The following is a 13,107-nucleotide window of genomic DNA, read 5'->3' on the forward strand; positions in this document are numbered from 1 at the left end:
TATTGTAGCCATTAGGCAATGCTTTATAAGGTGTTAGGATAAAACATGACAGGACATTTTTTGGATTTCGAAAAGCCGATTGCAGAGCTAGAAGCCAAAATAGAAGAGTTGCGCATTGTTAACCAAGGCGGCGAATTCGATGTGAGCATTGAAGAGGCGATTGGAAAACTGAAAGAAAAATGTGCAGAACAGACAAAGAAAATCTTTTCTAACCTAGGGGCTTGGCAAATTTCTCAAATTGCTCGTCATCCAATGCGCCCTTATACCCAAGATTATATCAATAAAATGTTGAATGAGTTTGACGAGCTAGCGGGTGACCGAGCTTATGCAGACGACAAAGCAATTATTGGCGGCTTGGCGAAGCTTGATGATGTACCTGTCATGGTTATTGGTCATCAAAAAGGCCGAGATACACAAGAAAAGATCAAACGAAATTTTGGTATGCCAAAGCCAGAAGGCTACCGTAAAGCCTTGCGTCTTATGCGCATGGCCGAGCGCTTTAAATTACCCATTATTACTTTCATTGACACCCCAGGTGCCTATCCTGGTGTCGGCGCTGAAGAGCGTGGACAAAGCGAAGCAATTGCGATGAACCTAAAAGTGATGGCCGAGTTGACTGTACCGATTATCTGTACTGTTATTGGTGAAGGTGGTTCTGGAGGTGCTTTGGCTATTGGTGTTGGTGATAGAGTAAATATGTTGCAATACAGTACTTACTCGGTTATCTCGCCAGAAGGCTGCGCTTCGATTTTATGGAAGAGTGCCGACAAAGCGTCTGTTGCTGCTGAAGCAATGGGTGTAACCGCACCACAAATTAAAGAGTTGGGTCTAATCAATACCATTGTCGAAGAGCCTCTAGGTGCAGCGCATCGCGATCATGATGGTATGGCGGCTAATTTGAAAGCAGTGCTCAAGCAACAATTGGCACAACTTCAGACTTTGCCAACAGAAACGCTTTTAGAAGAACGCTACGAACGATTAATGTCGTTCGGGTATTGTTAAACGATCCTTCTATGACATCGAATATGACTCAAGTAGGCTAGGGAGCTAAACGCCATGTCTTCTTTGAGTCATATCGAAAGCGTCCTTGCTGACTTTCTATTCGGCAAACTTCACCATAAACCACAAGATATCACTGTCGCCCTAAGTGGTGGTGTTGATTCTGTCGTCTTGCTATACGCCTGCTGCAAATTAAAACAAACAAACCCGCAGATAAACATAGCCGCAATTCATATTCATCATGGTATCAGTGCCAATGCCGATGATTGGTTAGATTTCTGTACAAAGCTTTGTAATGACTTATCGGTTTCATTGCAAACTGCGCATGTGAACGTTCAGAAGCAGCCTCGAAAAAGTTTAGAGTCACTTGCTCGTGACGCACGTTACGCGGCAATTAATCAACTCGCGAAGCCTGGAACGACAGTGCTCCTTGCGCAACATGAAGATGATCAGGCTGAAACGGTATTGCTTCAACTGAAGCGCGGGGCAGGACCAAAGGGGCTCAGCGCAATGGCTGAGACCTTCACTCTGTCAGGTGATGGACTTACTGTAAATACCTCGGAGACCGCTCAGAATTCACTTAACTCAGTACAGTACGCTCGTCCTTGGCTAAACAATGGTGTGTCGAAATCCCATATTTTAGATTATGCACAGGCTGCAGGTTTAGAATGGGTAGAGGATGAATCAAATCAGGATATCTCATACGACCGTAATTTTTTGCGCCAAAAGCTGATGCCTTTACTAACAGAGAAGTGGCCTCAAATTACTCATACGATTGCGCGCAGCGCTCAGCACTGTGCGAGTCAAACTGAACTAGTCGAAGCAATGGCAGCTGAGGCTCTTTCAAATGTGTTGAGTGAAGAGGGAGGACTGCAATGTCGAGCCCTATTGGTCTTACCTATTGCGATGCAAAGAGAAGTGCTGCGCCTTTGGTTATCTCGTTTTTTGAGTCAAAGCCCTAGCGCAATGCAAGTGACAGAGATCCTGAAATTAGCACAAGCCAATGAAGATAAAAATGGAAAAGTGCTGTTAAAAACGCATCAATGCAGACGTGATCGCATGATACTACTCATGATTGCTAATCATGAGATCATTGAGCAAGCGCTACCCACACTGCATTTGTCCGTTATAGACTTAAAAAAAGAAGATAAACAAGTGGGGGATCTACGCTTTTCGATTCAGGAAAACACCTTGATGATTGCTTACCTTTCCTTTGCACGAACTGGCAGTGATTCACAAACCTGGCACCTTGAGTTACCTGTGACAAGTACCAAATTAACAGTGAGTTATGGCGACTTATCTCGCCGCTTTAAACCAAATGCTCAACGTCCGAGTAAAACGCTGAAAGCATGGATGAAAGAAGCCAAAGTGCCAGAATGGCAGCGACTAGGTGTGCCGATTGTCGAATTTGACGGAGATATAGCGGCTATCCTTTTATAAAGCTCTCCTGTCGCTACATCATTGAAAATTAGAACATAATTTTCGATTGAATAATCTTGCCATATATGGGTAACATAGACTGTCTCAGTTTGTTTACACTAAACAAAACGACAATCAAAAAGGAAGATGTAAATGATAAAGTACGATGAATATAAAGTGATTCACGTTGTTGAAGGCGGTTGCGGTACAATTTTCTTAGGCTCAAGTGGCTTACCCTTAAAAAAACTTGAATCAACTTTAAATGCTGAAGCCGCTGACGGTTGGCAGTTGGTTTTCCAAGTTGTTGAAAACAAGCGTTTCATGCTTTTCTGGAGTAGAGAGGCAGTGATCTTAACTTTAGGTCGTTCGAATGCTTAAGCAAGCTGCTTTGAGTGCCATTCGCTGGTATCAGCGAATGGGGGGCTCGAAGCAATTGTTTCGTATTGAATGCAACTTCACCCCCACTTGTTCCGAATATACGCATCAAGCAATATCGAAATATGGGGTGATGAAGGGCACCAAATTAGGTTGGCAACGCATTAGACGGTGCTCAGATCCAGACTGTATTTGTATCAAGCCAGATCCTTTAAAATAATTACTATTAGGCCACTACTCATGAACATGGAAGAACTCAAAGCAGAAGAAAATAGTCTACGCAACAATGTGGCAGAGTTGCATCCTGAAGATAAGAAGCTTTACTACCAAATTGAACAAAAATTAGTGAAAGATCCAGATACCTATGCAGTACTAAATTGGTTTTTACCAGCAGGTATTCATCACTTTTATTTAGGTAAAACTGGACGTGGCCTACTTAACCTTGTCGTCATGCTTATTGGTCTAGCGACCATATCAACAATCGGTATTTTCATCATTATACTCGTTGTGTTGATTGAGCTTCCCCAGCTATTTAGAAGCCAGCAAATTGTTTATGAATATAATAACAATGTAATGAAACAAGCTTTGGCAGAAGTTTACGATCAGAGTAGCCATATTGAATTCGAACCAAGACGCTAAGAACTGGCTATACATTAGCCTCAGTATCGTTGTAGTCATTGCAGTATTGGCTTATCAAACGGTATTTGTGATTGTTCCTTATGTATCTACTGAGCTCGCGAAGAAAGTGCCACCAAGCATTGTTGAGTTTTTGGATGAGATGACCCTAGAAGGTTTGGACGAGGAGGGGTTTTCACCTTCCGACATTCCGAAAGAAACGCAAGATAGATTAAGGCATTTATTTTCAAGCTTAGTCGCGGAGAATGCTCAATCCGGACGCGCCTACCAACTCGTGTTTCGAGCATGGGACGGTATTGCAAATGCAATGGCCCTGCCAAATGGCACAATCGTGCTGACAGATAGACTCATTGAACTTGCTGCTAATGACGAACAAATCGCAGCTGTGTTATTGCATGAGATAGCACATGTAGAGGAAAACCATGGCTTGGAAGGTCTTATCAAGTCATCGTTGCTAAGTGTATCGTTGAGTGTACTGTTCGGCGATGTAGGCGCAATGGGGGAGATTTTAGTTCAAGGCGCAGTGTTCGGCACTGACCTGAAATATAGTAGAGATGCGGAACTAGAAGCTGACGCATTTGCCGTCAATGCCTTATTGCAAGGGGCGAAGGACCCAATGTCATTGGAAGAAATCCTAAGCAGCATCAGTGGCGATGCGGACAATGACCAAATGAGCATTACATGGCTAAGCAGTCACCCTGATTTACCTCAACGTATTGAGCAAATACGGCAAATCAAACTCGCTATGTAGGCAAGTATTTGCCACGCACTTGCTGCTCCGCAATAGCAGCCTTAGGCTGCTTTAAACAAGTTTTTACCCAAGCCTTTCGCATCAATCAGAGCCATATCTGCACGTTTAAATAAACTGTCTTGCGTATCGTCTGGGCGGAAGGTTGTTGCCCCCACACTACTAGACACATCAAGATGAGATAACATTGGGTTCTTTTTAATGGCTTGTTGAATTCGTTTCGCAACACGTTTGTTCGCGGCACCATCGCTATCTAGCAGCAAGCAACAAAACTCGTCACCACCAAAGCGGAAGGCATGATCAGATTCACGTAAGCAAGATTGTAATAAGTCTGCAAACTCAATAAGGACATCGTCACCACGTTGGTGGCCATATTTGTCATTTACTTGTTTAAAGTTATCCAAATCCAGAATTAATAAACCGAAGCCTTGCTCGCTTCGCAAGCTCATACTCATTAGCTTTTGAATAGAATCATTGAAGTGAGAGCGATTATATAAGCCCGTCAACATGTCTTTCGTTGCTAACTGTTTAATTCGGTAGTACTCCAAAGCATGCTTTAAACCCATTGCATAGATTGCGTGTACTTCAGACAAAAGTTTGCGCTGAACGGGCGACAAAACCTTGGAAAATACATATGCGAGTTGTGCATGCTGAGGAGCACCGAAAGGATGGCCGTAGTCGAGAGATATCTTCATACTACGAGCGGTATTCGTGCTTTTGCCAAAAGACAATACTTGATTGGCAAAGCTAATTTTTATCGCTGTGCACGGTAATTTTGTTTTTAATAAATCAAAATAGCTATCAACTAACTCATTCAAGTCAATTGACTGCAACATAGTGCGCATTATATTCGACGATTCAATGGTAGATAACATAGGACTTTCTCTTTCGCCATCAAACTCGAAGGTCTTTACGGCGCGCGTTTCTATCGCTGGACTATCCTTAGTTCCATTAGTGTCTTTTACTGCAAGGATATCCATTGTTTACTCCAAATAGATCTCTTTAAATATGAATACTTCATGATCAATACACAGTGTTTTTTCAAACTTTCGTCAGCTTATTGACGGATAGATTGATTTAATCGCTATATTGGGTATGTTTTTTGTGCCAATATCTATGATGCTTGCTCTGTAAGCCGCGATATGCCGTTTTAACTACTGTGCTAATCATACTTAAGTAGAGTAAAGCAAACTTTGTGCCTATTTTTAAATGTGCTGTTTTTTTTCAGCTGAAAAGCCACAGTACAGTTTGATTGTTAAAGGAAACTCATTTGGATTCGACGTTTATTAATGTCATTGCGCTGTTGGCTTTGTCAGTACTTTTGGTATGGAGCTTTAAGCGCATCAATTTGCCCGCTATCTTGGCCTATCTAGCCGTTGGGGTAGTGGCTGGCCCTCAGGTCCTTTCAATGTATTCAGATCCTGAACAAATGCATCTCTTGGCTGAGGTTGGTATTGTATTCTTGCTATTTTCCTTGGGGCTGGAGTTTTCACTACCTAAGCTTGTCGCCATGCGCAATCTTGTATTTGGGGTGGGAGCAGGACAGATGTTGATCACGACAGTGCTGTTTGCTGCTATCGCACTCCTCTTTGGGCAAACACTCAGCACTGCGATCATTATCGGTGGCATGGTTGCTCTTTCTTCTACCGCAATTGTCATTAAACAAATTGATGATGCGGGACGATTAAATACGCCACGCTCGCAAATGGCAGTCAGTATATTGCTATTTCAGGACTTAGCCGTTGTCCCTTTTTTAATCGTCATTCCTCTACTGGCTGAAAGCGCTGAACAAAGTATCGGCGCGGCCATGCTTCTGGCTTTATTTAAAGGTGTTGTCGTCGTTGTATTGCTGCTGTCGATGGGGCGTTGGTTATTACCAAAACTGTTTAATGAAGTTGCTCGGACCCGCACGGACGAGTTATTTGTGTTAACGACGATATTAGTTGCATTGTTAGCTGCTGGGACGACCTATGCGTTTGGTTTGTCAATGGCGCTAGGTGCTTTCCTTGCTGGCATGATGCTCAGTGAGTCGCAATACCGTCATCAACTCGAAGCAGATATAAGACCATTCAGAGATATTCTAATGGGTCTATTTTTCATTACTGTCGGGATGAAGTTAGAGCTGAATGTTTTCATTAGTCAATTTCATTGGGTCATTGTTGGCTTGGTTGTACTCGTTGTATTAAAGACGGTGGTTGTATGGTTTAGCGCTATTCTATTCAAGAGTAACAAACAAGATGCTTGGGCAGCAGGTATGAAGCTAGCGCAACTTGGGGAGTTTAGCTTTGTTATTGCGGCTTTAGCGGCACAAAACGGCGTGATTACCAGTGAACAGTCTTCTATGGTCATCAGTATTGGACTGCTAAGTATGGCTATTACGCCTTGGCTGATTACTCAAAGTGGTAGGTTCGCGAACTGGATTGCCCCTAACGATGCACTTGTTCATGCTCAACAAGTACAACCGAACATCAGTTCTGAGAGTTTATCAAATCATGTCTTAATTTTGGGCTTTGGTCGGGTGGGGCAGTCTGTCGCTAGAATGCTGAAGTTAGAAGGTATTAAGTACATTGCTATCGACTTTGACCCTGTTAGAGTGCATGAAAGCCGTTCTGCGGGCGAAAGTGTCATGTTTGGTGATGCTTGCCAACGAGACTTACTAAAATCTGCGGGTATAGCTAAGGCGCAACTTGCGTTAATTACTTTCGATCAACACGACAAAGCGCTGAAAGTCGTGAATGTTATTACCGATTTGAAAGCGGGCCTACCCATAGTCGTTAGAACGCGAAAAGATTATCAGTCTGAAGATTTTTATGCCGCAGGCGTACTTCAGGTCGTTCCTGAAATACAAGAAGGTAGCTTAATGCTTGTGTCTCAAGTCTTGCATAGCGCAGGAGTCCCGATGTCACGCATTCTAAAGCGTGTGCGCAATGAACGGAAGAAAGGCTATCAGCATATGCATGGCTTTTTTCCAGGTGAAACTACCGAAATCACTTACGGTACAAAAGACAAACTTGAATTCATGCATGCGGTCGCGATTGGCAGCGATGCTTATGCGGTGAATAAAACACTCAGTGAACTAGATATTGAGCGTCGACGCGTCAAAGTGACAGGACTTCGGCGCAATAATAACGAGATTGAATCACCGGAAGCCGACACGCTGATCGTAGCGAATGACGTATTGGTTATTTCTGGGAAGCCAAGACGGGTTGAGCGAATTGAGCATTATTTGTTATATGGCAAATAAGCGCGATGTTTTATAAATCGGCCATATGATGCAAAATTTTCCAATAATCCTATTCAAATAAAGTAAACTACGCCCATTATTCATTAGTGAGGAGATTTTCCGTGGCGGTTCATTGGTTCCCAGGGCACATGCACAAGGCGCTTAAAGAGATTAAAGAGGCCTTAAGCCAGGTTGATATTCTCATTGAAGTGTTAGATGCACGAATTCCATATTCTAGCGAAAACCCTGAAGTTGCAAAGATTAGGGGAGATAAGCCCGTTCTGAAAATACTCAATAAGTCAGACCTTGCTGATCCCGAGATCACCGCTAGGTGGCAGGCTCATTTGGAGTCTGAAAGAGGCGTCAAAACATTTACAACCTCTACAGATAATACAGCTAAAACCAAGCAAATAATCGAGTTAATCCGCAAAACCTGTGCTCAAAAAGATGCATCGGTAAAAACGATCAATGCCATGATTATGGGCATACCAAATGTAGGAAAGTCGACGCTGATCAATATCTTGGCTGATCGTGTTATCGCGAAAACCGGCAACGAGCCTGCGGTAACCAAAAATCAACAACGTATCAATCTTGGGAGCGGCATCGTTTTATTTGATACACCGGGTGTACTTTGGCCGAAGCTCGAAAATCCGAATACCGGTTATCGCTTAGCAGCATCGGGTGCCGTCAAAGACACTGCAATGGAATACGATGACGTAGGCTTTTATGCGGCAGACTATTTGATAAAAGCTTATCCTGATTTGATGCAAGACCGCTACCGCCTCGATTTTGTGCCAGACACCGAACTAGCGTTCTTAGAGATGGCGGCATCGAAGCGCGGCGCGTTGATGGCAGGTGGTCGTGTTAATTTGCATAAGATTTGTGAAGTACTTATCAATGAGTTGAGGTCGGGAAAACTGGGCCGTATTACCCTAGAAACGCCTGAGATGCTGATTGAAGAAAAACGAGAGATGGCAGAGGTAGCCGCCAAAAAGCTCGCAGACAAAGAAAAACGAAAGCAGCGTTTCAAGGATGGCTCGCTGACGCCAGATAAAAAAGATAAAAAAGAAAAGCGTGAAGAAAAACGAATGGAAAATAGAGCGCGACGAAAAACGTAATGACAGTTAATCAGTCGCGCAATGGTGTGTTAGAGCAGGGCGTGGTTGTTGATAGATACTAAGACAACTGGCTCAACACGTGCTCGATTGCCCCAGTAATGGCTGCGACCTGCGCTTTCGCACATATTTCGTCGTTAGCGTTTGGACTGTCAGGATAAACTTCAGTTGTGCTAACGTAAGGCGCATCTGTAAAACCACCACATAAGTGTAATGACTTTTTGTCATAATTAATCACACCATGCTGTTCTACATCAGCCCCAATAATTTTATTGTCTTTATCTGCTAAAGCAATGTGGGTAACTGACTCAACAGCCTTTATGATAGCGCGTTGAAAGTCAGGCTTGGGTCGACTTGTATCTCCGACAGTGTAAAAACCATCAGGAATGTCCCACACCTTTTGTTCAATGGCATCACGTGCTGCTAACGCCGGACGAAATTCTGTATTGTCAGAGTCGGTAGTTTCGTGCAAGTCAATGTGCATACTGAGTGGAAGTTCTAAAGCTGCAACGCACGCCATAGCCAGTTTTGCTTCCTGGCTTGGACTATTTTCAATAAAGGAGCGATTAGGATCTAGTGCAAAAGGGTTCCAACGATTAATCGTTTCATATCCCCAAGGGCTTAGGCATGGCAAGACAATGATATTTGCTTTTCCTTTGTACGCTGAGGCAGCATCGCGAATAAAAGCAATTGCACCTTGCACCCCACTGGTTTCATAACCATGAACACCGCCGGTGACTAAAATATTGGGTAGTCCAGCTTGATGCTCACCGATAACAGCGCAATACAATGGATAATCAGCATAGGCACTTCCTTGGTTTGCTCCGTCACTTAAGCTCAACGATTGATAGTGAAGAGTACCGTAGTTTATTAACTCATAAATTAAGCCTTCACTTCTCAGTTGGTTTAAGGGGTCAGCGACCTCATCAAAGTAAGAACGCTTTTGGTATTGTTGATCTAACCAAGCTTGCTTATCTTTCTCTGTCCAAGGTTTACCAGGCGTGCCAATCGAGTATTCAGGGTATGCATCAGTCATTTAAGCGGCAGGATCCTTTCTTAAGTTTTCAAATTCTTTGTTCAATGAGTATTTTTCGTCAGTCACAATACGCTCTAGGGTAGCGATTCGCTCGCTCATCACCTCAATTTGACTGAGCAATTCATTTTTTTCTTTCTTGCTGAGCGCGCTGGCTTCTTTTTTCTTTCTGTCGGATAGGGTTGAGATAATACTCGTTATACCACCGACACAAATGGCAACAATAATAATAGCCGTTAAGTTCATCTTGTTTCTCCTTAAAATAGTCAAAGTATACCGCGCTAGCTAAAAAGCGCGCCACGCGAAATTGTACCAACAAGAATGTTTAGCAAAACTAACATTCCAAAATATGGCTGACAAGCGAAAGCAGTAATAGCTCGCATATCTTTTTATTCTTTGTCTCAATTTCGTCTTTTGTGTGTTTTCAAATCTTAGCAAGCAAAAGTTTTGCCAAAAGAAAAGTTAAGTAATAACAATGGCTTATATTTTCAGTGGTTCGTTTCTATTGGGTTTATTGGTTAAATTGACCAAAAAGGAGTTAGATGTACAAACTAAGGCATAGGATGTTAAACGATATATTGTGCGTTTCGTAATAGCTCTTATTATACGTTTTATTATTACAACACCGAGTAATTCGCTATAATCAGCGCTGAGCTTCAAATTCATCTCACAAAACTAACATTATTATATTTATATCAAGGGCTTATGAGCGAAATTCAAGCATTAAAACAAGACGAAGTGTTTATGGCTAGAGCAATTGAGCTTGCCGAAAAAGCAGAAGCTATCGACGAAGTCCCAGTAGGGGCGGTGATTGTCTTGGACGGTATCATTATCGGTGAGGGTTATAACCAGTCCATTTCATTAAATGATCCAAGTGCGCATGCTGAAATGATAGCCCTACGCGAAGCCGCAGTAAATGTGAATAACTATCGTGTGCTTGATGCTACCTTGTATGTAACGCTGGAGCCGTGTCCGATGTGTGCCGGGGCTTTAGTGCATGGCAGGATTAAGCGCCTTGTTTTTGGCACTTATGATATGAAAACAGGAGCAAGCGGTAGTGTTATGGATATCACTAATCATGCAGGTTTAAATCATCAAGTGTTGGTCGAAGGTGGTTGTTTACAAGCCGAGTGTAGTGCGCAGATATCTGCTTTCTTCAAGCGTAGAAGAGCCCAAAAAAAGCAGCAAAAACATCTAGGTGAGTGAGGTGGCCTATGTGCCAACTTGACTACGTTTCAGGTAGCCATTGGCATTGAGTTTACTGGCGGCAAGGGCACTAATGTTAGCAGTGCCGAATATCTTTGAATGAGAGTACTTTGAATGAGAGTAAGTGGGCGCTAGGGTTAGCAGGCTTCACTCCATTGTTCAGCAAGCTCGGTGATGGCAAATTGTTTACGACGTTGCATGACTTTCTGATGCATTCTCTTTAATAGCATTCTACGTTGGTTACTTGCTCTTAATCTTCTACCTGAGCTAAAGCTTTTGTTTCTTTTCATATTGTACCTCTTTTCTGTCTTGTCTGAAGTTCCGACGACTTCAGTAGTTTTCTTTTATGTTTTAAAAATTCTTTTAAATTCGTGCTATTAGAACGCACTAGGCGTTAATAAGTTTCATTTATTTCCAAATAATGTCATTTGCCTGTTCAATTCTATTTCCAGACTATTTGTTTCTTGCCACAAATAGCTCGTCTCTCATATTGGTCGTTGTGACTTGGTTGTTGCGACGAATACTCGAAAGATATAAGCAAGTTATAGTCCAAGTTGGTGACAATTTTGTGACCATATAATTAAGCTTATATGAATGAGGATGCGCTCGCGATTTTCAACAGAGCGCCAAAGAATCTCTTTTGACGTTTATCAATTGGACGAAGTTGAACTATCTGAATCTGTTTGAGATTGAGCGTCGCTTTCACTCTCAGTTTTCTGGCTTGACGGTGGTGAATTGATTTCAGGTGGCAATTCTGGTGCGATCTCTGGCAATTGCGTCTGATCCTCTAACCACACTAGAGTATCATAGTAACGACGGATGTTGTCAACATAGTTAACTGCCTCATCACCGCGAGCATAACCATAGCGTGTAGATTTATAGAATTTTTTCTGGCGAAGTAAGGGTAAGTGCTTCTTCACATCTACCCAGAGGTCAGGGTTATAGCCCTGTCTTTCTGTGATTTTTCGAGCGTCTTCTAAATGCCCCAATCCGACGTTATAAGCAGCAAGTGCCATCCATATGCGATCAGGTGATTGAATCCTAGCGGGTATGCGTCGGAGTAGACTGCTTAAATAGCGAGCTCCGCCACTGATACTTTGCTCAGGATCCAGTCTCGATTTTACTTTCATGTCTTTCGCTGTCGCTAAGGTCAACATCATTAGGCCGCGAACACCGGTGGGTGATTTTGCTTTCGGATCCCAATGACTTTCTTGGTAACTCATTGCGGCTAATAAACGCCAGTCATTGTCACCAGCATAAGCTTCAAATAGTTCTTTGTAGGTTGGCAGCGTTTTATCGACTGCACGCATAAACGCACGGGTATCGACGTAGTCAAAGGACTTTACGTGACCAAAGTATTTGTCTTCTAAAGCACTTAACTGACCGTTTGCTTGAAGCGAGCCAAAGTATTCGATTAGCGCAGCACGCAATGAGTCATCGGTATCTTTATTTAACAGCCAACCTATTTGCAGGGTATCTGTTACTGAAAAACCGATCCCTAAATTGGGGTACCGTCGTCTAGCTACGGCTAAAATATTCGAATCTGAGATGGTGTAATCTAACTCGTCTTCAGACACCATTTCTAAAAGTTCTTCAATATCTTTTTCGTCGGTTTCCTGCCAGAACGGAAGTTCGTCGCTTTGTGTAAAGACGCTTAAGGGTTCGCGATAAAAATCATTTGCCACAATGGTCAGGTCACCCTCTAATTGCTGAATGTCACGAGGGCGGTTTCGCCCTTTTCGATAAACCAGTTCGAAATTCACCGACTGATAAGCTGGGCCAAAACGATAACGCTCTTTGCGTTGTTCTGTCATGGTAACGTTGGCAGCAATCAAATCGACTTGTTTGTTTTCTAACTGGGGTAGAAGTTCACGATAAGAATAGTAAGGGTAAACTTCTAATCGTACACCAAGGTAATCAGCAAAACCTTGGGCGAGTTCATACTCAAAGCCTTCGGGAGAAGTGGAACCATTATAATAAGTTGTTCTGCCATACACTGAGCCCACTTTTAGTACGCCAGACTGTAAAATACTGCTGAGCGAGGACGCATGCTGCGGTTGAGAGCAACTGCTCATAAAAAGAAGCGTTGAAAAAGTGATACATAATCTCAGGCAATATTTGCCGAACGCATTTATCTTACGAAATTCAGGCACAGAATATGAAGACCACTTTAGGTGTGGTTTAGAGGGTATTCTGGGTGAGCTAAATTTCTTCATAAGGCCATTGTGACTAAATTTTACTGCGGCATCCAGTAAGTTATTGCAAAAAAGCAAAATTCTCCTCTGTTAATCACTTATCAAGTGCCGCATTTTCCTCTATAATTCTGCGCCAATTGCTGTCCTTAGCCTTTGGT

At 42.8% G+C, this 13,107-nt stretch carries 14 protein-coding genes; 9 read left to right on the forward strand and 5 right to left on the reverse strand.

What is annotated here, in order from left to right; genetic code table 11:
* Positions 1 to 45: 45 nt before the first annotated feature.
* The 6 genes from accA (at position 46) to RM556_RS07375 (ending at position 4,180) form a co-directional block, all read left to right on the forward strand.
* Entirely contained in the window at positions 46 to 1,002 is a 957-nt protein-coding gene (gene accA / locus RM556_RS07350; RefSeq protein ID WP_311361522.1) for an acetyl-CoA carboxylase carboxyl transferase subunit alpha, read from the forward strand.
* 54 nt (positions 1,003 to 1,056) lie between these two features.
* Positions 1,057 to 2,439 carry a tRNA lysidine(34) synthetase TilS gene (gene tilS, locus RM556_RS07355; protein WP_311374292.1) on the forward strand — a complete coding sequence of 461 codons (1,383 nt, stop codon included), beginning with the start codon at positions 1,057 to 1,059 and terminating at the stop codon, positions 2,437 to 2,439.
* Between the two features lie 132 nt (positions 2,440 to 2,571).
* Positions 2,572 to 2,796 (forward strand): DUF4177 domain-containing protein, encoded by a 225-nt coding sequence (locus RM556_RS07360; RefSeq protein ID WP_311361524.1) that lies wholly within the window; start codon positions 2,572 to 2,574, stop codon positions 2,794 to 2,796.
* Positions 2,789 to 3,013 (forward strand): membrane protein insertion efficiency factor YidD, encoded by a 225-nt coding sequence (gene yidD, locus RM556_RS07365; protein WP_311361525.1) that lies wholly within the window; start codon positions 2,789 to 2,791, stop codon positions 3,011 to 3,013. The genes RM556_RS07360 and yidD overlap by 8 nt, the downstream gene beginning before the upstream one ends.
* 20 nt (positions 3,014 to 3,033) lie before the next feature.
* Complete coding sequence (locus RM556_RS07370; protein WP_311361526.1) at positions 3,034 to 3,432, forward strand: TM2 domain-containing protein; 399 nt, start codon at positions 3,034 to 3,036, stop codon at positions 3,430 to 3,432.
* Positions 3,410 to 4,180 carry a M48 family metallopeptidase gene (locus tag RM556_RS07375; protein ID WP_311374293.1) on the forward strand — a complete coding sequence of 257 codons (771 nt, stop codon included), beginning with the start codon at positions 3,410 to 3,412 and terminating at the stop codon, positions 4,178 to 4,180. Before RM556_RS07370 ends, RM556_RS07375 begins: the two co-directional genes overlap by 23 nt.
* 41 nt (positions 4,181 to 4,221) lie before the next feature.
* Here RM556_RS07375 and RM556_RS07380 read toward each other — a convergent pair whose 3' ends face one another.
* Positions 4,222 to 5,157 (reverse strand): GGDEF domain-containing protein, encoded by a 936-nt coding sequence (locus tag RM556_RS07380; protein ID WP_311361528.1) that lies wholly within the window; start codon positions 5,155 to 5,157, stop codon positions 4,222 to 4,224.
* 290 nt (positions 5,158 to 5,447) lie between these two features.
* On the opposite strand from RM556_RS07380, the gene RM556_RS07385 reads away from it, so the two are divergent.
* Positions 5,448 to 7,421, forward strand: coding sequence for a cation:proton antiporter (locus RM556_RS07385; protein ID WP_311374294.1), 1,974 nt, complete (start codon positions 5,448 to 5,450; stop codon positions 7,419 to 7,421).
* 101 nt (positions 7,422 to 7,522) lie between these two features.
* A complete protein-coding gene (ylqF, locus tag RM556_RS07390; RefSeq protein WP_311374295.1) occupies positions 7,523 to 8,518 on the forward strand; it encodes a ribosome biogenesis GTPase YlqF in 996 nt (331 codons plus the stop codon).
* A gap of 58 nt (positions 8,519 to 8,576) precedes the next feature.
* On the opposite strand, the gene RM556_RS07395 is transcribed toward ylqF, so the two are convergent.
* On the reverse strand, positions 8,577 to 9,551 hold the full coding sequence (locus tag RM556_RS07395; protein ID WP_311374296.1) for a M14 family metallocarboxypeptidase: 975 nt from the start codon (positions 9,549 to 9,551) through the stop codon (positions 8,577 to 8,579).
* Positions 9,552 to 9,794, reverse strand: a complete 243-nt coding sequence (locus RM556_RS07400; protein WP_311361532.1) for a hypothetical protein — start codon at positions 9,792 to 9,794, stop codon at positions 9,552 to 9,554.
* 459 nt (positions 9,795 to 10,253) lie between these two features.
* Here RM556_RS07400 and tadA point away from each other — a divergent pair, with 459 nt between their 5' ends.
* Complete coding sequence (gene tadA, locus RM556_RS07405; RefSeq protein WP_311374297.1) at positions 10,254 to 10,754, forward strand: tRNA adenosine(34) deaminase TadA; 501 nt, start codon at positions 10,254 to 10,256, stop codon at positions 10,752 to 10,754.
* Positions 10,755 to 10,891: 137 nt separating this feature from the next.
* Here the strand turns inward: tadA and RM556_RS07410 are convergent, their stop codons facing one another.
* The gene (locus RM556_RS07410; RefSeq protein WP_311361534.1) at positions 10,892 to 11,044 is read right to left on the reverse strand and encodes a hypothetical protein; all 153 of its coding nucleotides are present in this window, start codon (positions 11,042 to 11,044) and stop codon (positions 10,892 to 10,894) included.
* Between the two features lie 360 nt (positions 11,045 to 11,404).
* Positions 11,405 to 12,907, reverse strand: coding sequence for a membrane-bound lytic murein transglycosylase MltF (gene mltF, locus RM556_RS07415; protein WP_409220069.1), 1,503 nt, complete (start codon positions 12,905 to 12,907; stop codon positions 11,405 to 11,407).
* Positions 12,908 to 13,107: the final 200 nt, after the last annotated feature.

Origin of the sequence: Alteromonas sp. W364 (genome assembly GCF_031846205.1) — a bacterium.
GTDB classification, from domain to species: domain Bacteria; phylum Pseudomonadota; class Gammaproteobacteria; order Enterobacterales; family Alteromonadaceae; genus Glaciecola; species Glaciecola blandensis.

Excerpts from the sequence above, each read along its gene's own strand:
- tadA (WP_311374297.1), top strand. The coding sequence starts at position 10,254 with ATGAGCGAAATTCAAGCATTAAAACAAGACGAAGTGTTTATGGCTAGA.
- RM556_RS07400 (WP_311361532.1), bottom strand. The coding sequence starts at position 9,794 with ATGAACTTAACGGCTATTATTATTGTTGCCATTTGTGTCGGTGGTATA.
- RM556_RS07380 (WP_311361528.1), bottom strand. The coding sequence starts at position 5,157 with ATGGATATCCTTGCAGTAAAAGACACTAATGGAACTAAGGATAGTCCA.
- RM556_RS07370 (WP_311361526.1), top strand. The coding sequence starts at position 3,034 with ATGAACATGGAAGAACTCAAAGCAGAAGAAAATAGTCTACGCAACAAT.
- RM556_RS07360 (WP_311361524.1), top strand. The coding sequence starts at position 2,572 with ATGATAAAGTACGATGAATATAAAGTGATTCACGTTGTTGAAGGCGGT.
- RM556_RS07410 (WP_311361534.1), bottom strand. The coding sequence starts at position 11,044 with ATGAAAAGAAACAAAAGCTTTAGCTCAGGTAGAAGATTAAGAGCAAGT.
- tilS (WP_311374292.1), top strand. The coding sequence starts at position 1,057 with ATGTCTTCTTTGAGTCATATCGAAAGCGTCCTTGCTGACTTTCTATTC.
- accA (WP_311361522.1), top strand. The coding sequence starts at position 46 with ATGACAGGACATTTTTTGGATTTCGAAAAGCCGATTGCAGAGCTAGAA.
- yidD (WP_311361525.1), top strand. The coding sequence starts at position 2,789 with ATGCTTAAGCAAGCTGCTTTGAGTGCCATTCGCTGGTATCAGCGAATG.
- RM556_RS07395 (WP_311374296.1), bottom strand. The coding sequence starts at position 9,551 with ATGACTGATGCATACCCTGAATACTCGATTGGCACGCCTGGTAAACCT.